General features: G+C 70.1%; 16 protein-coding genes. 12 read left to right on the top strand and 4 right to left on the bottom strand.

The genetic code is table 11. The features are described 5' to 3' along the window. Positions 1–60 precede the first annotated feature (60 nt). The 3 genes from F4561_RS21925 to F4561_RS21915 all read right to left on the bottom strand — a co-directional run bounded on the left by F4561_RS21925 (position 61) and on the right by F4561_RS21915 (position 5,347). Complete coding sequence (locus F4561_RS21925) at positions 61–1,434, bottom strand: maltokinase N-terminal cap-like domain-containing protein (RefSeq protein ID WP_184581238.1); 1,374 nt, start codon at positions 1,432–1,434, stop codon at positions 61–63. Between the two features lie 27 nt (positions 1,435–1,461). Next, entirely contained in the window at positions 1,462–3,282 is a 1,821-nt protein-coding gene (treS, locus tag F4561_RS21920) for a maltose alpha-D-glucosyltransferase (RefSeq protein WP_246437255.1), read from the bottom strand. Between the two features lie 67 nt (positions 3,283–3,349). Beyond that, a complete protein-coding gene (locus F4561_RS21915) occupies positions 3,350–5,347 on the bottom strand; it encodes an alpha-1,4-glucan--maltose-1-phosphate maltosyltransferase (protein WP_184581237.1) in 1,998 nt (665 codons plus the stop codon). 515 nt (positions 5,348–5,862) lie between these two features. Here F4561_RS21915 and glgP point away from each other — a divergent pair. The 7 genes from glgP to F4561_RS21880 all read left to right on the top strand — a co-directional run bounded on the left by glgP (position 5,863) and on the right by F4561_RS21880 (position 16,374). Further along, complete coding sequence (gene glgP, locus F4561_RS21910; protein WP_184581236.1) at positions 5,863–8,502, top strand: alpha-glucan family phosphorylase; 2,640 nt, start codon at positions 5,863–5,865, stop codon at positions 8,500–8,502. Positions 8,503–9,300: 798 nt separating this feature from the next. Then, positions 9,301–10,095 carry an enoyl-CoA hydratase/isomerase family protein gene (locus F4561_RS21905; protein WP_184581235.1) on the top strand — a complete coding sequence of 265 codons (795 nt, stop codon included), beginning with the start codon at positions 9,301–9,303 and terminating at the stop codon, positions 10,093–10,095. A 23-nt stretch (positions 10,096–10,118) separates the two neighbouring features. Continuing rightward, on the top strand, positions 10,119–10,664 hold the full coding sequence (locus F4561_RS21900) for a YbaK/EbsC family protein (protein WP_184581234.1): 546 nt from the start codon (positions 10,119–10,121) through the stop codon (positions 10,662–10,664). A gap of 324 nt (positions 10,665–10,988) precedes the next feature. Next, positions 10,989–13,073, top strand: a complete 2,085-nt coding sequence (locus tag F4561_RS21895; RefSeq protein WP_246437254.1) for a serine/threonine-protein kinase — start codon at positions 10,989–10,991, stop codon at positions 13,071–13,073. Between the two features lie 248 nt (positions 13,074–13,321). Continuing rightward, positions 13,322–14,101 (top strand): electron transfer flavoprotein subunit beta/FixA family protein, encoded by a 780-nt coding sequence (locus F4561_RS21890; RefSeq protein WP_184581233.1) that lies wholly within the window; start codon positions 13,322–13,324, stop codon positions 14,099–14,101. A gap of 31 nt (positions 14,102–14,132) precedes the next feature. Next, on the top strand, positions 14,133–15,077 hold the full coding sequence (locus F4561_RS21885) for an electron transfer flavoprotein subunit alpha/FixB family protein (RefSeq protein WP_184581232.1): 945 nt from the start codon (positions 14,133–14,135) through the stop codon (positions 15,075–15,077). Positions 15,078–15,204: 127 nt separating this feature from the next. Then, a complete protein-coding gene (locus F4561_RS21880) occupies positions 15,205–16,374 on the top strand; it encodes a cysteine desulfurase family protein (RefSeq protein WP_184581231.1) in 1,170 nt (389 codons plus the stop codon). A 54-nt stretch (positions 16,375–16,428) separates the two neighbouring features. Here the strand turns inward: F4561_RS21880 and F4561_RS21875 are convergent, their stop codons facing one another. Continuing rightward, complete coding sequence (locus F4561_RS21875) at positions 16,429–17,607, bottom strand: DUF695 domain-containing protein (protein ID WP_184581230.1); 1,179 nt, start codon at positions 17,605–17,607, stop codon at positions 16,429–16,431. A gap of 109 nt (positions 17,608–17,716) precedes the next feature. On the opposite strand from F4561_RS21875, the gene mnmA reads away from it, so the two are divergent. From mnmA to F4561_RS21850, 5 genes are all read left to right on the top strand, one after another. After that, positions 17,717–18,802, top strand: a complete 1,086-nt coding sequence (gene mnmA, locus F4561_RS21870; protein WP_184581229.1) for a tRNA 2-thiouridine(34) synthase MnmA — start codon at positions 17,717–17,719, stop codon at positions 18,800–18,802. Between the two features lie 89 nt (positions 18,803–18,891). Beyond that, a complete protein-coding gene (locus F4561_RS21865; protein WP_184581228.1) occupies positions 18,892–19,401 on the top strand; it encodes a DedA family protein in 510 nt (169 codons plus the stop codon). A gap of 68 nt (positions 19,402–19,469) precedes the next feature. Next, positions 19,470–20,492 (top strand): methionine synthase, encoded by a 1,023-nt coding sequence (locus F4561_RS21860; protein WP_184581227.1) that lies wholly within the window; start codon positions 19,470–19,472, stop codon positions 20,490–20,492. Between the two features lie 22 nt (positions 20,493–20,514). After that, a complete protein-coding gene (ligA, locus tag F4561_RS21855) occupies positions 20,515–22,689 on the top strand; it encodes an NAD-dependent DNA ligase LigA (protein WP_312885430.1) in 2,175 nt (724 codons plus the stop codon). Positions 22,690–22,988: 299 nt separating this feature from the next. Beyond that, positions 22,989–25,043 (top strand): putative bifunctional diguanylate cyclase/phosphodiesterase, encoded by a 2,055-nt coding sequence (locus tag F4561_RS21850; protein ID WP_184581225.1) that lies wholly within the window; start codon positions 22,989–22,991, stop codon positions 25,041–25,043. The last annotated feature ends 630 nt before the right edge of the window (positions 25,044–25,673 follow it).

The following is a 25,673-nucleotide window of genomic DNA, read 5'->3' as shown; positions in this document are numbered from 1 at the left end:
CGTACGTACGGGTTCCGGGTGTTGCTGGTGGGGGGCTCGGTGGTCGTGGGGCAGAGGCGGTCAGGTCGCCAGTGCCGCGATGGAGTCCAACGGGATGCGCAGCCAGGTGGGCCGGTTGCGCGCTTCGTAGAGGACCTCGTAGACGGCCTTGTCGTACTCGAAGGCACGCAGTACGGCCTGGTGTTTCTCCGGGTCGACGCCGCCTCCGTTGGCGTAGCCCGCGCAGAACGCGTCGCGGTTGTGCCGGGCCCAGTCGCGCGCCACCGGCGCCAGCTCGTCCTCGTGGGCGTTGCCGACGAGCTGGTACCGGGCGGCGTAGTCGAACGAGCGCAGCATCCCGGCCACGTCGCGCAGTGGGCTGGACAGGCGCTGCCGTTCGTCGATGGGAGCGCCCGGTTCGCCCTCGAAGTCCAGCAGCACCCACCCGGTGTCGGTGCGCACCACCTGGCCGAGGTGGTAGTCGCCGTGCACCCGCTGCACCGGCAGCGGGTCGTCGACCTCGGCGAACGCCTCGAAAGCGGACCGCAGGGCCCCGGCGTACGGTTTGAGCTGCGGTACCTCGGCGACGGCGCGGCGCAGCCGCTCCTCCATCGACCGGGCGACCTCCTGGAGCGCCCGGGACGACAGCACGTCGGTGGGCAGGTCCTGGGCCAGGTGGCGGTGGACCGCCGCCGTGGCGGAGCCGAGCCGCTCGGCCTCGCCCGCGAAGTCGCCGCCGGCCGCCCCCGGAGGGGTACCCGGCGCGTCGTACAGGTCGCGGACGCTGGTCGCCGCCAGTACCCAGCCGTCCGTGGCGCTGCGCAGGTACTCCTGCAGCATCGCCAGGGTGGTGGGGACCGCGTGCCCCTCGTCGTCGCCGAGGTCGGTCTCGATCCAGCCGTGCGGCGGCGACACGAACGCCGAGCCCGCCAGGGCGGCGTTCAGTTCCAGGTCGGGGTTGTGGCCCGGCCACAGCCGGCGGAAGATCTTGAGCACGTACTCCTCGCCGTAGACGACGGAGGTGTTCGACTGCTCTCCGTTGAGGACCAGGCTGCGCAGGCCGGTACGCACCACGGACCCCGGTACGGCGTGGAAACGGAGCCTGCCGCCCTTCCCCTGGGCGATGTGGTCGAGCAGCAGTGCCGTCAGCTCCGGGTCGTGGGCGGCGTCGTAGACCGTGTGCGCGGAGCCGAGCCCGGGCAGCGCGCACACTCCGATCACGGCGTGGGTGAGGTCCGCGCGGAGCCCGCCCTCGGCACACATGCCGAGGAGAACCTGGTACCGGGACGAGAGGTCGTGCTGGCGGACCCGCACGACCAGCAGCCGCAGCGCGGGATCGCCGGTGACGATCTGGTGCTCGGCCTCGACCGCCACCGTCTCGATCGGTGCCCCTTTTCCGGCGAACCACCGCTGCCGCGGGATCCAGGTGGCGAGTAGCTCCTCAAGCTGGGTCATATCCGAGTGGTCCGTTCCCCTTCTTTTTCAGGCCCCCGCATGGCTGACGGCGCGCTGGACGCGGCGTGGAGGCACGGCCGCCGGGCGGGATGGTGTGGTGGTCTGGGTCCGGTCGTCCTTGGCCGGCCCCTCCGTCTCGTCCACAGGCGGCAACTGGAACCAGTAGAAGCCGTGACCGGACAGGGTGAGCAGGTACGGGAGCTCACCGATCGCGGGGAAGCGCACGCCTCCCACGCACTCGATCGGCGTGACCCCCTCGAAGCGCCGCAGGTCCAGCTCAACTGGCTGGGGAAACCGCGAGAGGTTGTTGACGCACAGCATCCGGTCGTCGCCGTACTCCCGGACGAACGCGAACACGCTGGGGTTGCTGGCGTGCAGTTCGGTGAAGTCGCCGGTGCCGAAGACCGGGTGGCGCTTGCGGATGTGGATCATCTTGCGGGTCCAGTTCAGGATCGAACCGGGGTTGTCGCGCTGCGCCTCGACGTTGAGGGCCTGGTAGCCGTAGATCGGGTCCAGGACGAGCGGAAGGTAGAGGCGGGCGGGGTCGCACCGCGAGAAGCCCGCGTTGCGGTCGGAGGTCCACTGCATCGGGGTGCGGACGGCGTCGCGGTCGCCCAGCCAGATGTTGTCGCCCATGCCGATCTCGTCGCCGTAGTAGAGAACGGGGGAGCCGGGCAGGGAGAGCAGGAGTGCGGTGAACAGCTCGATCTGGTTCTTGTCGTTGTCGAGCAGAGGCGCGAGGCGCCGCCGGATACCGACGTTGGCACGCATCCGCGGGTCCTTGGCGTACTCGGCGTACATGTAGTCGCGCTCCTCGTCGGTGACCATCTCCAGGGTCAGCTCGTCGTGGTTGCGCAGGAAGATCGCCCACTGGCAGTTGCGCGGGATGCGCGGGGTCTGGGCGAGGATCTCCGAGATCGGATACCGCTGCTCGCGGCGGACCGCCATGAACATCCGCGGCATCAGCGGGAAGTGGAAGTTCATGTGGCACTCGTCGCCGCCGGTCTCGAAGTCACCGAAGTAGTCGACGACATCAGCCGGCCACTGGTTGGCCTCGCTGAGCAGCACCCGGTCGGGGTAGAGGCGGTCGACCTCGGAACGGATGCGCTTCAGGAACTCGTGGGTCTCCTTGAGGTTCTCGCAGCTGGTGCCTTCGCGCTCGTACAGGTACGGCACGGCGTCCAGCCGGAAGCCGTCGATCCCCAGGTCCAGCCAGAAACGGAGGACCTCCAGGATCGCCTCCTGCACTGCGGGGTTCTCGAAGTTGAGGTCGGGCTGGTGTGAGAAGAACCGGTGCCAGTAGTACTGGCCGCGCACCTCGTCATAGGTCCAGTTGGAGTTCTCGGTGTCGACGAAGATGATGCGGGCGTCGCTGTAGCGCTCGGTGGTGCACGACCAGACGTAGAAGTCGCCGTAGGGGCCTTCGGGATCCGCCCGTGAGGCCCGGAACCACGGGTGCTGGTCGCTGGTGTGGTTCATGACCAGGTCGGCGATCACCCGGAGCCCGCGTTGGTGCGCCTGCTCCACGAGCTCCACGAAGTCGGCGATCTGCCCGAACTCGGGCAGGATCTTCATGTAGTCGGAGATGTCGTAGCCACCGTCGCGCAGGGGCGACTCGTAGATCGGCAGCAGCCAGATGCAGTCGATGCCGATCCACGAGAGGTAGTCGAGCTTCTCGATGAGCCCGCGAAGGTCTCCGGTCCCGTCTCCGTTCGAGTCGTGGAAACCGCGGACCAGTACCTCGTAGAAGACCGCGTGTTTGTACCAGTACGGGTCACGGGGTTTCTCGTGGGTGAATGTGTCGGGCACGGCCGCGGTGGACGCGGGATTGGTCTCTGGCGCCGGCATGGTCAATGACTACTCCACCAGTTGACGTTCCAGTGCGTTCCGCCGGAGGACTCCATTCGCGGCCGCGTTATGGGGTCGCTTCGTCGCGGGTGACTGTGAATATGTGCGCGGTCTGGAAATCCGGGGAGAGGCGGACATAGTTCGTCTTTCCCCAGCGGTGTGTCTCGCCCGACAGGATGTCGGTAACGGTGCACGTTTCGCCGGCGGCGACTCCAAGAGCAGGCATGTCGAGATGCACCGTTGCCTCGTGTGTCCGGTGCGGGTCAAGGTTCACGACGACCAGGACGGTGTCGTCGCGACCGTTTTCCGCTGCCTTGGCCAAACGTTTGGAAAAACAGACCATTTCGGGATGGTCCACACTGTGGAACTGCAGGTTTCGCAGTTCCTGCAAGGCAGGATGGGCGCGCCGGAACGAGTTTAGCGTGCGCAGTAGCGGAGTGATCGTCAATTCGGTTGCCTCGGCCGCGTCCCAGTCCCGGGGTCTGTACTGGTATTTCTCCGAGTCGAGGTATTCCTCGCTTCCGGGGGCGGCCGCCGCGTTCTCGCAGAGCTCGAATCCGGCGTAAATGCCCCATGCCGGGGAGAGCAACGAGGCGAGTATCGCGCGGATCTCGAATGCGGGGCGCCCACCGCGCTGCAGGAACTCGGTGAGGATGTCGGGCGTGTTGGCGAAGAGGTTGGGGCGCAGGTAGGCGGCGGAGTCCCGGGTGAGCTCCCGCAGGTAGGTCTCGATCTCCTCCTTGGTGTTGCGCCAGGTGAAGTAGGTGTAGGACTGGTGGAACCCGACCTTGGCCAGGGTGTGCAGCATGGCGGGGCGGGTGAACGCCTCGGCGAGGAAGACCACGTCGGGGTCGGTGGCCGCGATGTCGCCGAGGAGCCGTTCCCAGAGCTCCACCGGCTTGGTGTGCGGGTTGTCGACACGGAAGATGCGCACACCGTGCGACATCCAGTACCGCACCACCCGCCGGACCTCGGCGTAGATGCCCTCGGGGTCGGTGTCGAAGTCGAGCGGGTAGATGTCCTGGTACTTCTTTGGCGGGTTCTCGGCGTGCGCGATCGAGCCGTCGGCGCGGACGCGGAACCACTCCGGGTGCTCACGCACCCAGGGGTGGTCCGGCGAGCACTGCAACGCCAGGTCCAGCGCGACCTCGATGCCGTGGTCGCGCGCCTCGGCGACGAAGTTGTCGAAGTCCTCGATGCTGCCGAGGTCGGGATGGACCGCGTCATGACCGCCCTCGTGCGAGCCGATCGCCCACACGGATCCGGGGCCGGCGGGCGCGGTGTCGGTGGCTCCCGTGGTCGGGGTGTTGTTGGGGCCCTTGCGATGGGAGAACCCGATCGGGTGGATCGGCGGCAGGTAGACGACGTCGAACCCCATGTCGGCGATGGCTGGCAGCCGCTTGGCGGCGGTGCCGAGCGTGCCCGAACGCTGCCGGCCGTCGGGGCCGTCGAGGACCGCCCCTTCGGAGCGGGGGAAGAACTCGTACCACGCTCCGACCAGGGCGCGCCTGCGGTGCACCGTGAGGGGGAACCGGCCGGTGCGTGTGACGAGGTCGCGTAGGGGCGCCTCGGCGAGGTGGGCGAGGACGTCGGGGGCGGTGGCGCGGGCCAGGCGTTCGGTGGCGGGCACCGAGCGGTCGCGCAGCACGGCGGCGGCCCGCGCCAGGTCCGGGCGGCGGGGCACGCGGCGCGCCGCCCGGTCGAGCAGGCGTGCGCCCTCCTCCAGGACCAGCTCGGTGTCCTGGTCCAGCGCGATCTTGATCTCAGCGGCGCGCTGCCAGTCGGCGAAGGGGTCGGCCCACGCCTCAACAGCGAAGGTCCAGCACCCCTCGTGGGGGAGGGTGATGTCGGTGCCGTAGCGGTCGGTTCCGGGGGCGAGCAGGTGCATCTCCCACAGGCCGTGGCGGCGGCCGTCGGGGGCGTGCAGGACGGCGCCGACGCATGGGGCGTCGTGCCCCTCGCGGAGCACGGTTGCCCGAACAGGAACGGTCTCGCCGGTGACGGCTTTTGCCGTGCCGTGGTCGGTAACGGGAGACACGTCGAGAATAGGAAGGCGTCCGATCAAGGTGCACCGTTCGGGTTGGAAATCGGGCAAGAGTTTTCGGGTTGTCCGCGGTGAACAGAAAACCAAGAGGCGGCAAGGGCAGCCGAAAAGCGGATTCGAGGGATCAATGCCATCGGGGTTCCGTGCGTTCCAATATCTATCCTCAGTCCCCGGGGCGGCGCTCGCCGACAGTCCGTGGTGATTGATTTTTGTGATTGTCATCACACTGGATGGGCATCCATATGCGCAGGTCGATTGGGTGCCCCAGTCCCCCTGGACGGGAAAATCGGACATCTCGCACCGAATTCCCACGCGCACCTCAGTGTTCCGGTGAGATCAAATCCCGGAAAAATCCGAGTGTCGGGCTTGGCGGGGTTGTTAATGTCAGGAAACGAGGCGAAACAAAGCGCGCATATGTGTCGTTTCCGGTGCTCGTGTGCGGTGTGTCCGGGCGCCGAAAACGACAATCCCGGCGATTGCCGGATTGCGTTGTGCCAGGTGGCGTGGTCCCTGGGAATTGGTTAGCATCACCCTCCGTGAAGGCGATCCGCACGTTTACTGTCCGAACAGTTCTTCCCGACGAACTCGCGCCTCTTGGGCGCCTGGCCGGCAACCTCCGGTGGGCCTGGCACGCCGCGACCCGCGACGTTTTCGCGGCGATCGACCCCGGCATCTGGGACACGGTCGGCCACGACCCGTCGCGCATGCTCGGCGAGGTCACCAGCGAGCGGTTCGCCGAACTGACCGCCGACCCCGGCTTCCGGGCGAGGCTGGACCGGGCCGCGGCCGACCTAGACGAGTACCTCACCGCGCCGCGCTGGTACCAGCGGTTCCCCGACGACACCCGCGAGGGCGCGCCCCCGGACCCGGCACTGCCTTCCGCGGTCGCCTACTTCTCCGCCGAGTACGGCCTCACCGCGGCGCTGCCCCAGTACTCCGGCGGGCTCGGGATCCTGGCCGGCGACCACCTCAAGAGCGCCAGCGACCTCGGTGTTCCGCTCATCGGGGTGGGGCTGCTGTACCGGCACGGCTACTTCTCCCAGACCCTCTCGCCCGAGGGGTGGCAGCTTGAGCACTACCCCGAGATCGATCCGCGCGGGCTGCCCATGACCCAGCTCCGCGACAGTGCCGAAGCCCCCGTCCGGATCGCGTTGGCCCTGCCCGGCGGGGCGTCCCTCACCGCGCACGTCTGGGTGGTACAGGTGGGCCGGGTCCCGCTGCTCCTGCTGGACGCCTGCCACCAGGAGAACCCCCCAGAACTGCGCGGCGTCACCGACCGCCTCTACGGCGGCGGCTCCGAGCACCGGCTGCGCCAGGAGCTACTGCTCGGTGTCGGCGGCGTCCGGGCGGTCCGCGCGTACTGCGAGCTGACCGGCCACCCCGAGCCCGAGGTCTTCCACATGAATGAGGGACACGCCGGCTTCCTCGGCCTGGAGCGGATACGCGAGTACACGAAGCGGGGGCTGGAGTTCGGCCAGGCACTCGAAGCGACCCGGGCGGGCACGGTCTTCACTACGCACACTCCCGTCCCCGCCGGGATCGACCGCTTCCCGCGCGAGCTGGTCGAGCGGCACTTCGCCCGGGACCCGGTGATCGCCGGGCTTCCCGGGGACCGGGTGCTGGCTCTCGGCTCCGAGGACTACCCCGGAGGCGACCCCTCAGTGTTCAACATGGCCGTCATGGGGATGCGCCTCGCGCAGCGGGTCAACGGCGTCAGCGGCCTGCACGGCGCGGTCAGCCGGGGCATGTTCCAAGGGCTGTGGCCCGGCTTCGACACCTCGGCGGTGCCCATCACCTCGGTCACCAACGGCGTGCACGCGCGCACCTGGGTGGCCGAGGAGGCCCAGGACCTGGCCCAGCGCATTGTCCCCGACTCCGCGGAGTTCAGCCGGCCCGAGGGGTGGCAGAAGGTCACCGGTGCCTCCGACAGCGAGCTCTGGCAGATGCGGCGCACACTGCGCGAACGACTGGTCGCCGACGCCCGCGCCCGGCTGCGCGAGTCCTGGCGGCAGAGGGGCGCCAGTGAGGCCGAGACGGGGTGGACCGAGGACGTCCTCGACCCCGACGTCCTCACGGTCGGCTTCGCGCGCCGGGTCCCCTCCTATAAGCGGCTCACCCTGATGCTGCGCGACCGTGCCCGGCTCAAGGCCATGCTCACCGACCCCGACCGGCCCCTGCAGATCGTCATCGCGGGCAAGGCACACCCCGCTGACGAGGGCGGAAAACGGCTCATCCAGGAGATCGTGCGTTTCGCCGACGACCCCGAGGTGCGCCACCGGATCGTTTTCCTGCCCGACTACGACATGGCGCTGGCCCGGTCGTTGGTGCAGGGCTGCGACGTCTGGCTGAACAATCCGCTGCGCCCACTGGAGGCCTGCGGGACCTCCGGAATGAAGTCCGCGCTGAACGGCGGGCTCAACCTGTCCATCCGGGACGGCTGGTGGGCCGAGTGGTTCGACGGATCCAACGGGTGGGCCGTCCCCACCGCCGAGGGCGTGACCGACACCGACCGGCGCGACGAACTGGAGGCGGCCGCGCTCTACGACCTGTTCGAGGAGCAGGTCATCCCGCTGTTCTACGACCAGGACGACAGCGGCCTGCCCAAGCGCTGGCTGGAGATGGTCAAGCACACATTGGTCTCGCTCGGCCCGAAGGTGCTGGCGACACGGATGGTCCGCGACTACGTGACCGGGCTCTACCACCATGCTGCGCAGTCCTCGCGGATGCTCGCCAGTGACGGCATGGCCGGCGCGCGGGCGCTCGCCGCCTGGAAGCAGCGCGTCCGCGCCGCCTGGCCCGGTGTCCGGGTGCAGCACGTCGAGGTGGGCGGGGTCGACGTTGTACCCCAGGTCGGTAGCGAGCTGGAGGTCCGGGCAACGGTGGCGCTGGGCAACCTCGACCCCGAGGACGTCCGGGTGCAGGCCACGATCGGCCGCGTGAGCCCGTCCGAGGAGCTGCTGGACCCGGTGCTGGTGGACCTCTCGGCGATCGGGCGAACCGGTGACGGCACTCTGGTGCGCTATTCCGGCTCCGTCCCGCTGGAGCGCGCCGGCTCCTGCGGATACACCGTGCGGGCCCTGCCCACGCACGCGCTGCTCTCCAGCCCTACCGAGATGGGCCTCATCGCGCTCCCGGCGCCGCCCGGCGGGATGGGCGACGGGGTTGTGCTGCGGTAGGACTGCCGCCCGATCGTGCGGCCCCGCGATAGGCGGTCCGGAGGTCCTGACGACGGAGCGCCTGGGCCCCAGGGGGCCGGGCCACCTGGATCAGAGGCGGTCCAGTAGCTACGCCGCTAGATCGGTGATGTGGGTGGGTGGTGGGGCGCCTAACGAGGGCGGCGAGGACGGCGAGTGGCCCGGCCCCCGGATGATCGCTACGGGTGCCCGATGGTTGCGCGCGTGACGAGGGCGGCGAGGGCGCCGGCCCTGTGGGAACCGTGCCTTTGCGGGCGCCAGTGCTGCCGTCCGGCGGCGGGGCGCGCATCGAGGGTGACTGTGCGGACGTTCTCGGCGATGGGCCCCAGCGAGAGTGACCGCGAGGACATTCTCGTCGCTGACCTTGTCCCCACGGACACCCTCGCCGCGGACCCCGCACCCACACCCGCCCGTTTCGCCGTGTTTCCCCGGAGTCTGGCGCCACAGCCACGACCGATGGGCCCCAGCCACGGGCCAGACCCCCGATCGTCGGGCGCGTCACCACCGGGCACCCGAACCGATCACCCGGGGGTCGGCCCACCACCGTCCTCGCCGCCCCGTCGGGCACCGCACCACGAACCCACATCACCGATCTAGCTGTGATGTCCCGGGAGGTTGGTAACGCGGTTGGTGGAGTGCGCATCGCGGTAGGGGACCTGTCGTTCGGCCGGTGCGGTGACCGGGCCGCCGCGGCTGCCGCCTTGTGGGTGCCCCGGTGCTCTGGACCGTGGTAGGTAAGGGTGTCGTGAACCGTTGTTCGGTGGAGAGGTGAGAGCGCCCGTGGGTGAGTTCGAGTTCGTACGTGTGGAGTCCGATCCGGAGAATCCCGCGGTCGCGGTGATCCGGCTGGACCGGCCGAAGATGAACGCGCTGAACGCGCAGGTGCAGGGGGAGATCGCGGCCGCGGCCGCGCGGGTCGCCGGCGACGACGCGGTGCGCGCCGTGGTTCTCTACGGCGGCGAGCGGGTCTTCGCGGCGGGAGCCGACGTCAAGGAGATGGCCGAGTCGGACTACGCCGACATGGCGACCCGCTCGCGAGCGCTACAGGACTCCTTCACGGCGGTCGCGCGGATCCCCAAGCCGGTCATCGCCGCCGTCACCGGCTACGCCCTGGGAGGAGGGTGCGAGCTCGCGCTGTGCGCCGACTTCCGGGTCGCGGCCGACGACGCGAAGCTCGGCCAGCCCGAGATCCTGCTTGGCATCATCCCGGGAGCCGGCGGCACGCAGCGGCTTCCGCGGCTGGTCGGGCCGGCGCGCGCCAAGGACATCATCTACACCGGCCGGATGGTCGAGGCCGATGAGGCGCTCCGGATCGGGCTGGTCGACGACACAGTGCCGACCGCGGACGTGTACCCCACGGCCGTCGCCATGGCCGCGCGATACGCCAACGGGCCCGCGCTCGCTCTGCGCGCCGCCAAGGAGGCGGTCGACTCCGGGATCGACGCCGACCTCGGCACCGGGCTGGAGATCGAGCGGCTGCAGTTCGCCGGCCTGTTCGCCACCGAGGACCAGCAGACCGGCATGCGGTCCTTCATCGAGCACGGGCCGGGCCAGGCACAGTTCACCGGACGCTGAACGCGAAAGGGAGGTGTCTTCGGATGTGGGGCCTGGACCCGCGGCCCGTCACCAGTGGCGACCCGTTGCTCGCCACCCCGGTGGCCGCCGCGGTTGACGCCGGTGCCGCTGGCGCCCCGGAGGCGAAGCTCCGCGTCGCCGAGATCGATCCCGCGTACGCCGACACGGCAGACCTCCGCGACGCCTACGGCGTCCCCATGGACGCGTCCGTGAACTGCGTGGTCGTCGCCGCCAAGCGGGCCGGCCAGACGCGTATGGCGGCCTGCCTGGTGCGCGCCTCGACCCGCGCCGACGTTAACGGGGTCGTGCGGCGGCACCTGGGAGCCCGCAAGGCGTCGTTCGCGCCGCAGGACGAGGTGGTCGCGGCGACCGGTATGGAGTACGGGGGCATCACCCCGATCGGGCTCCCCGATGACTGGCCGATTCTGGTCGATTCGGCGGCGCTCGACTGCACCGACGCGGTGGTCGGCAGCGGGCTGCGCGGCTCCAAGCTGATCGTTCCGGGGCCGGCGCTCGCCGACCTGCCGGGCGCGGAGGTGGTCGAAGGACTGGCCGTTCCGGCCGGCTGACCACGAATGGCAGGGTGCGGGCTCGGGGCGTTGCCCGGATCTCGCGGCCGGCACCCTGACTGATCCCTGATCGTGCCCGATCCGCAAACCGTGCGCCCGCAAACTCAGTCATAATCGTCGGAGTTGCGGGAGTGGTCGCACCGCGTTCGGGGCGGTACGTTTCCGGCCCACGTGCGCGCCGGAGTCCGGAGGGCGCAGGCCCTTTGACCGGAGCGCGAGCCGCGCGGGTGCGTCCATGGCCGCTGGCTGTCGCCAGCGCCGTGACGCTTCGGCCCGATAGGCTGAGGACTCGGCGTTTGTGGGGTTTGAGGGGATGAGTTCGCTATGGCAATGACGGCAGGTTTCTCCGACGGTGGGGAGCTGCCGGCCCGTGTTGGCCCGTATCTGATCCGTCGCAGTATCGGACAGGGCGGAATGGGGGTTGTCTATCAGGCTGCCGACCCCCGGACGGACCAGTTGGTCGCGATCAAGGTGCTCAAACCCGAGGTCGCGGGCGACAACATCGCCCGGGCCCGGTTGCACCGCGAGGTCGAGACCATGCGCCGGGTGCAGAGCCGGAACGTCGCCGAGGTCATCGACGCCGACACCACCGCCGAACAGCCCTGGGTCGTCACCGAGTACATCCCCGGCCCCACCCTCGACTCCACGGTCACCGACCACGGCCCGCTGCGCGGCCGTGCCCTGACCCGGTTCGTCACCGGCCTGGCCCAGGCGATCGACGACATCCACGCGGCCGAGGTCATCCACCGCGACCTGAAGCCCGGCAACGTCATCATCTCCAACGGCGAGCCCATCGTCATCGACTTCGGTATCGCGCACGCCGTCGACGGCGCGAAGCTCACCCAGACCGGGACCTTCGTCGGAACCCCCAGTTACCTCTCGCCGGAGGTCATCGAGGGCACCGACCTCAGCTCGGCCACCGACATCCATGCCTGGGGCGGCACGGTCGCCTTCGCCTCCACCGGCGACGCGCCCTATGGCGCGGGTTCGTTCGAGGTCATCTTCTTCCGCATCCTGAACGGTGAGATCACCCTGGAGGGCATGCCCGAGGAGCTGCAGCCGCTGGTGCGCCGGGCGGTGTCGCGGGACATGGCGTCCCGGCCGACCGCCGCTCAGTTGGTCGCCGAGGCCAGCAGGCTCAACCTCGACCTGCCGTGGAGCGAGGACCTCTCCCAGTTCCAGTCGTCCGGCATGACCGGCAACCACACGGTGCAGGGAGCGACGTCGGAGCCTGGTGGCGCGCGCGGCCGGGGCTACGGCGGAGCGGCCGGGTCGATGGCCGCCGGCGCCGCGGCCGGTTCCGTTGCGGGAGCCGCGATGGGCGCGAACCGGGGCGGTGACGAGGAGGCCGAGTCCGCCGCTATGGAGTCGGCTCCCGCCGAGCGCCAGCCCGCCGCCGATGACCGGACCATGGCGTCCGGGTCCGGTGGTGTGGATCAGACGATGATGTCGCCGGGTACGGACCGGACCGTGGCGTCCGGGTCCGGTGGTGCGGATCAGACGATGATGTCGCCGGGTACGGACCGGACCATGGCGGCCGGGTCCGGTGGCGCCGACCAGACCATGATGTCCGCCCCGGACGATCCGCAGTCCAGTGGACAGGTCTACTACGCGCCCGACGACGACCCGGGGGAGCCGCACACCCGGTTCTTCAACTCGACCCTGCGCCCCGACGAGTTCCGCGACATCCTCACGCCGGTCGGCGAGAACAGTGGGCACACCGCGACATACCCGGCCGAGGAAGGCGGGGAGCGCCGCGGGTTCCTGGACCGGTTCAGGCGCAGCGGCGGCGACAGCCTCAGCGACTACTGGGGCCGCGACGAGTACGGCTACGACGACGAGGCGGAGCCGCGCAAGCTCCCCACGCTGTTCCTGATCCCGGTGCTGTTGGTGGTGGCCGGGCTCTCCCTGCTCGTCCCGACGATCGGTACCGTGCTCGGCCTCCTGATCGCCTCCCTGCTGGGAGCGCTCGACACGGTCAAGAGCGAGCACGCGCGCCGGTTGCAGACCCGCGGGCCACGCAGCTCCGACCACATGGTCATCGCGTTGAGCGTGCCGTGGGCCATGCTTCGGACCCTGGGCACCACGCTGCTGTACGGACTCGCGTACCTGCTGATCGGGCTCGTCCTCGGCCTCGTGGTGGGGTTCATGGCCGACCGGACCACGCCCGACGACGTCGGGTCGTTCGCGCTGTTCGTCGTCGTGGTTATGAGCTTCCTCGGCCCCAACGGCAGCGGCGCGCGGCGCCAGGCGCGGTGGATGGTCGACAACGTCAAGATCCGCAACGTCTACGTGTACTGGCTGGTCATCGTCGCGGTGGTGCTGGTGGCGATGTTCTTCCTCTCACTGGGCTTCTCGGCGGCGCCCGCGTGGAACCCGATAGGCGGACCCTCAGCCTGGTTCTCGTAGAGTTATCGGTGCGGCCCGACGCGGTCGGCCGGGGGCGAGTGCCGTGACCCGGTGTGCACACCCGTTCTACTAGTCAGTAACATCGGGGGTGTGCCGCAGAGCGATCAGGTGGGACGGCGTGACGTGAACGCCTGGCCCCGCTGCCGGATGACGGGCACGCATCTGGCACTTTCCGACCACGGGCGCGTTGAGCGCCCTCGCCGTCGAGGTGGCGGCGCATGGCAGCGCAGGGAGGTCGGCCACCGGCCATGAATATTGTCGTTTTGGTCAAGCAGGTCCCGGATACGGCGACCGAGCGGAAACTCACCTCGGATGACAAGACGCTCGACCGCGCGGCGTCCGACGGCGTCATCAACGAGCTCGACGAGTACGCGATCGAGGAGGGGCTCCTCCTCAAGGAAAAGCACGGTGGCGAGGTCACCATCCTGACGATGGGGCCGGAACAGGCCACGGACTCGATCCGCAAGGCGCTCTCCATGGGCGCTGACAAGGCGGTCCACGTCAGTGACGAGGCGCTGCACGGGTCCGACGCCCTGCAGACCGCGTACGCGCTGGCGCAGGCGCTGGGCACGATCGAGTTCGACCTGGTGGTGCTCGGCTCCGAGTCCACCGACGCGCGCACCGGTGTCGTGGGCGCCGCGCTGGCCGAGTATTTGGGCCTGCCCCAGCTCACCCTCGCCGACAAGGTCGACGTCGACGGCCAGTCCATCAAGGTCCAGCGGCTCACCGACTACGGCTACGACGTCGTCGAGGCTGAGCTGCCGGCGGTGGTGTCCGTGGTCGAGAAGATCAACGAGCCGCGCTACCCGTCGTTCAAGCTCATCATGCAGGCCAAGAAGAAGCCCGTCGAGAAGCTGACGATCGCGGACGCCGAGATCGACGCGGCCAGGGTCGGTCTCGCCAATGCGGCGACCGAGACCGTCGACGTCGCGGCGGCCCCGCCACGTGCCGCGGGCACGATCGTCAAGGACGAGAGCGACGGCGGAGTCAAGGTCGCCGAGTTCCTCGCCGAGAAGAAGTTCGTGTAGGTCCGGCGGAGACGAAAGAAGGATTATCCCAATGGCTGAGGTCCTCGTCCTCGTCGACCACATCGACGGGGAGGTCAAGAAGGTCACCACCGAACTACTCACCGCCGCGCGCCGCCTCGGCGAGCCCGCGGCCGTGTGGGTCGGCGAGGGGATCGACACCGGCAGCGCCAAGCTGGCCGAGTTCGGCGCCGAGAAGGTCTACGCGGCGCCGGCGGAACTGAACGACTACGTCGTCGCGCCCACGGCGGAACTGCTGGCCAAACTGGCCGGCGACGCCTCCGCCGCCGCGGTCCTGGTCTCGGCCACGCCCGAGAACAAGGAGATCGCCGGGCGGACCGCGGTGAAGCTGGGCTCCGGCGTGCTGACCGACGCGGTCGACGTCAGCGCCGAAGGCGCCACCGAGCACAGCATCTTCGGCGGCGGAACCATCACCCACGCCAAGGTCCCGAACGGCGTTCCGGTCATCGCGGTGCGGCCGAACTCGTTCCCGGCCGAGGCGTCTCCGGCCGCCGCCGCGCAGGAGGAGGTCTCCATTGAGCTCTCCGACTCCGCCAAGGCGGCCAGGGTCACCGAGCGGGTGGTGCGCGAGAAGGGCGCCCGGCCCGAGCTGACCGAGGCCGCGATTGTGGTCTCCGGCGGGCGCGGCGTAGGGTCCGACGACTTCACCGTCGTCGAGAACCTCGCCGACTCGCTCGGCGCCGCTGTGGGCGCCTCACGCGCGGCGGTCGACTCCGGCTGGTACCCGAACCAGTTCCAGGTGGGCCAGACCGGCAAGACGGTCAGCCCGAACCTCTACGTCGCGCTGGGCATCTCCGGCGCGATCCAGCACCGGGCAGGCATGCAGACCTCGAAGAACATCATCGCGGTGAACAAGGACCCCGAGGCGCCGATCTTCGAGCTCGCCGACTTCGGTGTCATCGGCGACCTGCACAAAGTCGCGCCGCAACTGACCGAGGAGATCAGCAAGCGGAAGTGACCCGGGCCGACCGGCGGGCGCACCATGCGCCCGCCGGCCGGCAAGGGCTGGGGCACCACCCTGTGACCAGCCGTTGGCGGCGGGAGGCGGACGGTGACCGCCGTGCGCGCCGTATCCTTAAGGGACCATGGTGTATCTGGACCACGCCGCGACGACCACCACCCGTCGTTCGGTCATCGCGGACATGACCGAGGAGTTCGGGTACCTCGGCAACGCCTCCTCGCTGCACGGCGCGGGCCGCCGCGCCCGGCGGGTGGTCGAGGAGTCCCGTGAGAGCCTCGCCGACGCTCTTGGCACGACCCCGCACGAAGTGATCTTCACCAGTGGCGGGACCGAGGCCGACAACCTCGCGATCAAGGGCCTGTACTGGGCGCGCACCCAGGCCGACCCCGCGCGGCGGCGCATCCTGCTGAGCGCGGTGGAGCATCACGCCGCCCTCGACCCCGCGCGGTGGATGGCCGACCACCAAGGGGCCGTCTACGAGGAGCTGCCGGTCGACGGATTCGGCCGGGTCCACCCCGACACGTTGCGCGCCGCGATCGAGCACAACCCCGACGACGTCGCTCTGGTCTCGGTCATGTGGGCGAACAACGAGGTGGGCACCGTCCAACCGGTGCCGGAGCTGGCCGCGATCGCGCGCGAGTACGGCATCCCCTTCCACACCGACGCAGTGCAGGCCGTGGGTGCCGAACCCGTCGACTTCGCCGCCAGCGGCGTCACGGCGCTGACCCTTACCGGGCACAAGATCGGTGGTCCGGTGGGAGCGGGCGCTCTGCTGCTGGCCCGCGGCGTCGACCCGATCCCGCTCGTGCACGGCGGTGGGCAGGAACGCGAGGTCCGCTCCGGAACGCTCATGACTCCGCTGGTGCGCGGGTTCGCCACCGCGGTCCGGTTGGCCGTGGCGGAGCGCGAGGAGCACGCCGAACGGCTCGCGGGCCTGCGCGACGAACTGCTCGCGACCGTCCGCAAGGCGGTTCCCGACATCACGACGAACGGCCATCCGGACCACAGGCTGCCCGGCAACGCCCACATCTCGTTTCCCGGCTGCGAGGGCGACGCCCTGCTGATGCTGCTGGACGCCGAGGGGATCGCGTGCTCCACGGGCTCGGCGTGCTCGGCCGGGGTGGCCCAACCCAGCCACGTGCTGCTCGCCATGGGGGCCTCGGCCGAGAACGCGCGCAGCTCCCTGCGTTTCTCCCTGGGCCACGGCTCGGACCGGTCGGACATCACCGCGCTGGGCGAGGCCATCGGACCCGCGGTCGAGCGCGCCCGCGCCGCGTGGCGCAAGCGCCGGTAACGGGCTGGGCCACCGTGACGGTCCGGCCGTTCGGCACGGGCGCTCGCCTGCGGCTCAGCCGCCCAGCTTGCGCACGAAGGGTTTCTTGATCTGCGTGATCGCTTTCCACTCGGGGTCGAGAGCGCTGTGGACGTTGGAGCGGCCCTCCGACCATTCGCGGACGGCGGCCTCCAGATCCGGCAGCACCCCGGAGTCCGGATCGAGGTAGAAGTGCAGTTGGCGCTGGCCGCCGACCGTCTGTTGGGCGAGTAGGGCGCCGTTGTCCCCGAGGAGCTCGCGCAGCCTGCTGGTGAACGACTGCAGCGCGCTGACCGACGGCTCGGTGGGCAGCCGGTCGTCGTCGCTGTTTGCGTAGCCCACCGTGACCTGGACATAGAGCGTGCAGGCCGGGAAGTCGCGGCGGTGCAGCGGGTGGCGGGCGGAGATCTCCAGGGTGCCGCGCAGCGGGATGCGGCCCTGCAGCGTGGCCCAGCCCCCGCCGGCCAGTGCTTCGGCGAGCTGGTGCACGACCGACGGCATCGAGGTCGGCGGTAGCGGGTCGAGGGGTTTCTCGACCAGCGGCTCGACGTCGGAGATCCAGCGGACGCAGTCGTCCTCGCCGAGCGCGAGCAGGACCACGTGGTCGGCGACGCCGGCCTGCACTTCCTCGGGCAGGAACATGAAGTCGGGGTGGTAGACCCCCGCGTGGATCTTGCCCTGCTGCTGGTCCACCCGCATCGACGTGGTGCAGTGCGCCAGGTCGAGCTCGTTGTCCTCCCAGGTCAACGACTTCGTGAGCTTCTCGTGGTCGGTGGGGCGGGCGGGGTTGAACCGCCATTCGGAATCGGTGGGCGCGGTCCGCGCCCACCGTTCGGCGAGGATCCGGGCGGAGTCGTCGGGGCCGCTGCTGAGGGTCAGCGCGTACATCGGGTCCGCGTTCGCGGATGCCGTCTCGGGGTCGTCCAGCTCCGACATCCGGGCCAGCAGGTCGCCGGCCTCGGCGTCGTCGGGCAGGCCCAGGTCACCGAGGTCGCCGGGCGTGGAGCGGGAAGCGGCGGAGACCTCCCAGGTGAGCGCGGGGTGGATCTGCCGCACGCGTTCGGTGAGCCGGGCCGCGGCCTCTTCCGGTACCGGGGTGCCCTGCGTGACCGACGCCGCCAGGGCGTCACGGACATCGGACCAGTGGGACCAGAACTCGTCCACGGCGACGGCGGAGCCGGAGGCGGTGGATCGGCGACGACGGAACAGTGCCATGGTCCCGATTTTCGCAGAGTCCGGAGGGCACCGTGGCATTGCAGCGCTGTTCGCGGTGTTCACCGCGCGGTGGGAGCAGCCCTCGGTAGCACGTACCCTGGAAAACGTTATGACCTTGCGTGTACTCGCCGCCATGTCGGGCGGCGTCGACTCCGCGGTGGCGGCCGCCCGTGCGGCCGAAGCCGGCTACGACGTCACCGGTGTGCACCTTGCCCTGTCGAAGAACCCGCAGTCCTACCGCACGGGCGCGCGCGGCTGCTGTACGGCTGAGGACTCCCGCGACGCCCGCCGGGCCGCGGACGTCATCGGCATCCCGTTCTACGTGTGGGACATGGCCGAGGAGTTCGACCGCGAGGTGGTCCAGGACTTCGTCGCCGAGTACGCCGCCGGCCGCACCCCCAACCCGTGTCTGCGCTGCAACGAGCGGATCAAGTTCGAGGCGGTGCTCGACCGCGCGGTGGCGCTCGGCTTCGACGCCGTGTGCACCGGGCACCACGTGCGGGTCGACGCCGGAAGGCTGCGCCGCAGTGTCGACGCCGGCAAGGACCAGTCCTACGTGCTCGGGGTGCTCACCAGCGAGCAGATCTCGCGTTCCATGTTCCCCCTGGGTGACAGCACCAAGGACGAGGTGCGAGCCGAGGCCGGGCGGCGCGGGATCTCGGTCGCCGCCAAGCCCGACAGCCACGACATCTGCTTCATCGCCGACGGCGACACCGCTGGCTTCCTCAACGAGCGCCTTGGCAGCGAGCCGGGCCCGATCGAGGACGAGTCGGGTGCGGTGCTGGGCGAGCACAACGGAGCGCACACCTACACCGTTGGGCAGCGCAAGGGGCTGAACCTGGGCGGTGTGGGAGAACGGCGCTACGTCCTGTCCATCGAGCCGGTGAACAACACGGTGCGGGTCGGGCCGCGCGAGTCGTTGCTGGTCGACGAGATTGTCGGCCGCTCGCCGGTGTGGAGCGGCCGCGCGCCGGCCACCGAGCCGTTCGAGTGCGCCGTGCAGTTGCGCGCGCACGGCGAGGTGTACGCGTGCCGCGCGTGGCAGCGCGGCGACGAGCTGGTGATCCGGCTCCACGAGCCGGCCGCGGGCGTCGCCGCCGGACAGGCGGCCGTGCTCTACCAGGACGACATCGTCCTGGGATCGGCGACGATCGACTCGACCGCGCGAAGCGCCGAGGAAGCCGCGGTGTCCTGACACACGTACCGGTCCCCCTTGCCGACCCTTCCCGCGACAGCTCTTGTGGCTTAGGTTAGCCTTATCAATACTGCGGCTCGGGGGGTGCGATGGAGTACGGCTTTCTTGAGGGCCGGCCGATGTGGCTGGTCTACGCCGCGCTCTTCGTGATCGCTTTCGCCCGCACCCAGGCGACCTATTGGATCGGCCGCAGCGTGGACGCGGGTGTGCGGCGCACCAGGTACGCCGAACGGCTCGGTGACCGGCTGGAGCGCGCCCATAGGCTGATCAACCGGTTCGGCCCGCCGGCCGTCACCCTCTCGTACATGACCGTCGGGGTGCAGACCGCCGTCCACCTCGCCGCCGGGGCCATGCGGATGCACTTCGCCCGCTACCTGGCCGCGATGCTGCCCGGCTGTGCGCTGTGGGCCGCCATCTACAGCCTGGGCGGCATGGCCGTCCTCGCCGTGTGGTGGAACATGTTCCTCGACTCGCCGGCGCTCGCGACCACCGTCGCCGCCCTGGTGGCGGCCGTGCTCGTCGGCGCCCTGCTGGTGCGCCGCCGGGCCGCCGCACGCACCAGCGGCGCCAGCTCCCCGGAGGACACGGTCGCCACCTGAGCCCGCTGGCCGCCCGGGCCGCCAGCGCGCGACGACCCGCCGGCCGAAGTGCTCTACGCTGGGGCCTCGTGAGTGAGCAGCATTCCTTCCCGTGGCCCGAAGCGAGTTCCACCGGCGTGGGCTCCTACCCCGATACGGACCCCGACGAGGCGGCGCGGACGATCCTCGGCGAGTTCCCTGACCTCCCGCACCTGGTCGAGCTGCCGAACCGGGGCGCCGGCGCCGACATGATCGGCCGCACCGCCGCCCTGCTCGTCGAGTTCCCGGTCGAGGTCCAGCCGACGGCCTGGCGCGCGGTGCAGCGCCCGGGGCGCGACCTCGCGCGGGCAAGCAGCTTCCTGCGGTACGACCTCGACGCGCTCGAAAAGCACGCCAACGCCTACGAGGGGCCACTGAAGATCCAGGTGGCCGGCCCCTGGACGCTCGCGGCCGGCATCGAGCTGCGGTCGGGCGAGAAGCTGCTGTCCGATGCCGGGGCGGTCGCCGACCTGTGCGAGTCGCTGGCCGAGGGCGTGCGCGCGCACATCCACGGGATCCGCGGCAGGGTCCCGCTGGCACGGGTTCTCGTGCAGGTGGACGAGCCGTCGCTGCCGGCCGCGCTGCTGGGCGCGATCCCGACCGCGAGCGGGTACGGCCGGGTGCGGGCGGTCGACCGCGTCACCTGCGAGGAGCGGCTGCGCGCACTGTTCGGCGCCATCGAGGATGCCGGTGCGTTTCCCATGGCCCACTGCTGCGCTTCGGACGTACCCGTCGACCTGCTGCGCAGATCGGGCGCGCGTGCGCTGAGCCTGGACGCGACCACGCTGCCCCGGGCCCGGGAAGAGGACGTGGGGGTCGCCGTCGATGACGGGGTGGGACTTCTTCTCGGGGCCGTGGCGAGTACCGGCATGCCTTTGTCAGACCCGGCGACTACTGTCGATCCTGTACGTGAGCTGTGGAATCGTCTCGGGTTCCGCCCCGAGGAACTGTCCCGCACAGTGGTCACCACGCCCACCTGCGGGCTGGCCGGAGCGGCGCCCGAGCATGCACGCGCAGCGATGCGGGCCTGCCGCGATTCGGCCCGGGTCCTGCGCGAGGAGCCACGGCGATGAGCAGCCGAAAGGACGTGTCCGGGTGAGCACGCAAGAACGGGCGGGAGGCGGGGATGCCCCCGCCGAGGTGCGGGAACGCCACGCAGAGCTGTGCCAGGAGATCGACGACCACAGCTACCGGTACTACATGGGCCGCCCGATTGTCTCCGACGCCGAGTACGACGAGCTCATGGCCGAGCTGGAGCGGCTCGAGGACCGCTATCCGTCGATGATCACCCAGGACTCGCCGACCCAGAAGGTCGGCGCCCCGATCAGCGTCGACTTCGCGGCCGTCGAGCACCTCGAACGGATGCAGAGCCTGGACAACTCCTTCGACGTCGAGGAGCTGCTGGCCTGGGCGCGGCGCGCGGAGAACGAGGCCGCGGTCGACGCCTACCTGTGCGAGCTCAAGATCGACGGCCTGGCCGTCGACCTGGTCTACGAGAAGGGGCGGCTGATCCGGGCGGCCACCCGCGGTGACGGGCGCGTGGGCGAGGACATCACGCTGAACGTCCGCACCATCGACACCGTGCCCGAGCATCTCGACAGCAGTACCCGGGCGGTGCCCGACCTGCTGGAGGTGCGCGGTGAGGTGTTCCTGCCCTGGGACGCGTTCGAGACCCTGAACACCCAGCTCGCCGACGACGGCAAGCAGCCCTTCGCCAACCCCCGCAACGGCGCCGCCGGTTCCCTGCGGCAGAAGGACCCGCGGATCGCCGCCACCCGGCCGCTGGACATGCTTGTGCACGGGGTGGGCGCCTGCGAGGGGGCGAGCTTCACGCACCAGTCGCACGCCTATGAGTCGCTGCGCGACTGGGGGCTGCCGGTGAGCGACCTCTACCGCGTGGTGCGCACGATCGACGAGGTCCGCGCCTACGTGGACTACTACCACGAGCACCGGCACGATCCCGGATACGAGATCGACGGTGTCGTGGTGAAGGTGGACGACATCTCCGTGCAGCGCCGCCTCGGCTCCACCAGTCGGGCGCCGCGCTGGGCGATCGCCTACAAGTACCCGCCGCAGGAGGTCACGACCACGCTCCTGGACATCCGGGTGAACGTCGGGCGTACCGGGCGGGTGACGCCCTACGGGGTCATGGAGCCCGTTCGGGTGGCGGGCTCGGAGGTCGAGTTCGCCACCCTGCACAACGCCAACGAGGTGCAGCGCAAGGGCGTCCTGATCGGCGACGCTGTGGTGCTGCGCAAGGCGGGCGATGTCATACCGGAGATCCTGGGGCCGGTGCCCGATCGTCGCGACGGCTCCGAGCGGGAGTTCGCCATGCCGACGCACTGCCCCGAATGCGGCACCGAGCTGGGACAGCAGCGCGAGGGCGACGTCGACGTCCGTTGCCCGAACAGCCGGTCCTGCCCGGCGCAGCTCCGCGAGCGCCTGTTCCACGTCGCGAGCCGCAAGGCGTTCGACATCGAGGAACTGGGCTACGTCGCCGCGACCGCGCTGACGCAGCCGCTCGAACCCGCCGATCCTCCGCTGCGCGACGAGGGCGACCTGTTCCACCTCACCGTCGACCAGTTGCTGCCGATCAGGTCGCTCGTCCTCGACCCCGACACCAGCGAGCCCAAAACCGACCCGGACACCGGCGAGCAGAAAGTGGTCAGCTTCTTCGCCAACCAGCAGGGCGAACCGAAGAAGACCGTCGAGAAACTCTTCGAGCAGTTGGAGGAGGCCAAGAGCAAGCCGCTGTGGCGAGTGCTGGTGGCGCTGTCGATCCGGCATGTCGGTCCGTCGGTCGCCGAGGACCTCGCCCGGCACTTCCAGTCCCTCGACCGGATCGCCGAGGCGAGCGAGGACGAGCTGGCCTCGGTTGAGGGGGTGGGCCCCACCGTCGCCCGCTCCATCGTCGAGTGGTTCGACGTCGACTGGCACCGCGAGATCGTCCGGAAGTGGCGCGAGGCCGGCGTGCGCATGGCGGAGAAAGGCGCCGGCGGGCCGCGCCCGCTCGACGGGGTGACGGTCGTGGTCACCGGTTCGCTGGACGGTCACAGCCGCGACAGCGCCAAGGAGGCGATCGCGGAGCGCGGTGGCAAGGTCACCGGTTCGGTGTCCAAGAAGACCAGCTTCGTCGTGGCCGGGGAGAGCCCCGGCAGCAAGTACGACAAGGCGATCGAGCTGGGGGTGCCCGTCCTCGACGAATCCGGGTTCGACGCGCTGCTGGAGAAGGGGCCGGATGCGGCCAACGAGCGCCGGGTAAACGGCTAGCACACCCAGCGGCGTCTACTATGGGCGATCAATATGCTACGTGTCGCAGTATCCTGGAACGAATCGGGTGATTGATCCAGGCGCCGCAATGCCCTACCTAAAGTCCTTGTGTGGCGACACCTGGTGACGAAGCGTCGTACGCTGAATGCGTACTGGGTGCATCCCGTCGTTGCAGACGGCGGTCGCGACGGTTACAGGGGTTGACCGCCCGGCCGCGCAAACACTCGTGAGGGGCGTGGGCACCGTGCTCGAAGCACCTGCTCGGTGCTCACGCCCCATGAATCACCCCAAGGACGCCTATGTTCGACCCCAACGACACCCGGGACGTCGGCCCGCGGGTCGGCACTCCACTGTGGCTCTATCTCGTGAGCACCACAGTGGCCGGCGGCGTCCTTCTCGGGGTATCCCTGTTCTGGTTCGGTCCCGAACAGTTGCGGGCGCTGGGGGCGCAACCGCTCATCTGGGTCATGCTGTGCATGGTGATCATCGGCGAGCTGCGGCCGATCGCCACACCGAGCGCGCCCACCGAGAACGGCGCCCCGACCTCGCTGCCGTTCGCGTTCGCACTGATCATCTTCTACGGCCTGCCGGTGGCCGGCCTGATCCAGGCCGTCGCCACAGTGATCGCGGGGATCGCGCGCGGTCACGCGGTGCACCGCACCGCGTTCAACGGTGCCCAGTACGTGCTGAGCTTCGGCGTGGCAGACGCCATGATCCGGCTCCTCGGGCCCGACACCAACGGCGCGCCGTGGGTCCCCGAGGGGCCGCACCTGATCGTCGTGGCCCTCGCCGCGGGCGGCTACTTCCTGACCAACCTGGTGCTGGTGGAGTGCGCTATCGCCATGCACGCACGCTCCGCGCTGCGCACCATGCTGACCAAGGACATCGGCCAGCGGCTGTTCGTCAGCGCCGTGCTGCTCAGCCTGGCGCCCCTGGTCGTGGTCGCCATGACGCACTCCATCTGGCTGGTGCCGCTGTTCTTCTTCCCGCTGGCCGCGCTGTACATCAGCGCCACCCTGTCGGTGAAGCGCGAGTACCAGGTCAACCACGACGAGCTCACCGGTCTGGCGAACCGCAAGCTACTGATCCTGCGCACCCAGGAGGCGCTCAGCGAGGCACAGCAGCGGAACCACCGAGTGGGGCTGCTGCTGCTCGACCTCGACCGGTTCAAGGAGGTCAACGACACGCTCGGGCACCCCACCGGCGACCGCCTGCTGCAGACCGTCGCACGCCGGCTCACGCACAGCGTGCGCCCTGGTGACCTCGTGGCCCGGCTCGGCGGCGACGAGTTCGCCGTGCTGCTGCCGCACGTGCGCGACGCCACCTCGGCGCGCGAGGTGGCCACGCGGCTGCGGGTCTCGCTGGCCGAGCCCATGCGGCTCGACGGCATGGACTTCGATCTTGAGGCCAGCATCGGTATCGCGTTGTACCCGAACCACGCCCCCGACTTCGAACTGCTCATGCAGCGCGCCGACGTCGCGATGTATGTCGCCAAGGAGAGCCGGGCGGGGGTGGACCTCTACGCGCCGCACAAGGACCGCAACTCCACGGCGCGGCTCAGCCTGTTCGGTGAGCTGCGCCGCGCCCTGGTCGAGGGCGAGCTGGAGATGTTCTACCAGCCCAAGGTGAACCTGGACGACCGCCGGGTGGTGGGCATGGAGGCGCTGGTCCGCTGGCGGCACCCGCAGCGCGGCATCCTGCCGCCCGAGGAGTTCGTGCCGCTGATCGAGCAGTCCTACCTCATGCGCAACTTCACCCACGAGGTGCTGGAGCTGACGCTGTCGCAGGCGGCGCGCTGGTGGGCCGCCGGGGTCGCGGTCCCGGTGTCGGTCAATCTCTCGGCACGCGAGCTGCTCGATCCCAGCCTGTCCGAGGTCGTCAGCGCGGGCCTGCGCCGGCACGGGCTCCCGGCGCGCGCGTTGCGCATGGAGATCAGTGAGCGCGCGATGGTGACCGACGCCGACGCGATCACGCCGACGATCCTGGCCCTGGCCGAGCTGGGGGTCTCCCTGGCCCTGGACGACTTCGGGACCGGCTACTTCACTCTCGCGCGGCTGAACGGCCTGCCGGTGCAGGAGATCAAGATCGACGAGTCCTTCGTCCGGCGCATCGTCGACGACCCCGACGGCCAGGTCATCGTGGGTTCCGCGATCGACCTCGTCACCACGCTCGGAATGTGCACCGTCGCCGAGGGGGTGGAGTCCGACCGTGTCGCCGAGGCGGTGCGCGCCATGGGGTGCTACGCCGCCCAGGGGCGGTTCTTCTCCCCGCCGCTGGAGACGGAGGCCGCCACCGTCTGCCTCAAGGAGCACAGCGGATTGCCGACCAGCGAGGCGACCAGGAGATCGGCCTAGATGTGATGCGGGCGGGTGGTTGGTCGTCCGACGGGGGCGGCGAAGGTGGCGGATGGCCGGGCCCCGGGTGGTCGCGACGGGTGCCCGATGGTGGAGCACGCGACGTGGGCGGCGAGGACGGTGGGTGGGCCGGCCCCCAGCACTCGGTGCGGGTGCCCGGTGGTGGCGCACCCGACGAGAGCAGCGAAGGCGCCGGATGGGTCGGGGGGCGCTGCCTGGTTTCGCCCGGCGCTCGGCTCGGGACCGGTTTCTGAGCTGATCTTGAGGATTCCGTTCCTTTGCGGCGCCGCAAAGGAACGGAATCCTCAAGATCAGCGCCCAGACCGCTCACAATCCAGACATAGCGGGCGCGCGAGGGCTCGCGCCGCACCGAAACCGACCGTGCGGACATATTCGGCGCCGAGAACGTCCCCACAGACACTCTCGGCGCGCCCCAGCACCGAGAACCACACCACAGACACCCCACTGGCCCCACCACCAACCTCGCCCCCCGTCGCCCCCGCCACCGCCGGGCACCCGCACCGATCACCGGGGTCCGGCCCACCCGCGGCCTTCGCTGCTCTCGTTGGAGGCCGTACCACCCCTCCGCCGCACCGGCATGCGCCCACCCTGGCCATCCGGCACCTTCGC

Source organism: Lipingzhangella halophila (assembly GCF_014203805.1).
GTDB classification, from domain to species: domain Bacteria; phylum Actinomycetota; class Actinomycetes; order Streptosporangiales; family Streptosporangiaceae; genus Lipingzhangella; species Lipingzhangella halophila.
This window is presented reverse-complemented; position numbering and strand designations above follow the sequence as displayed.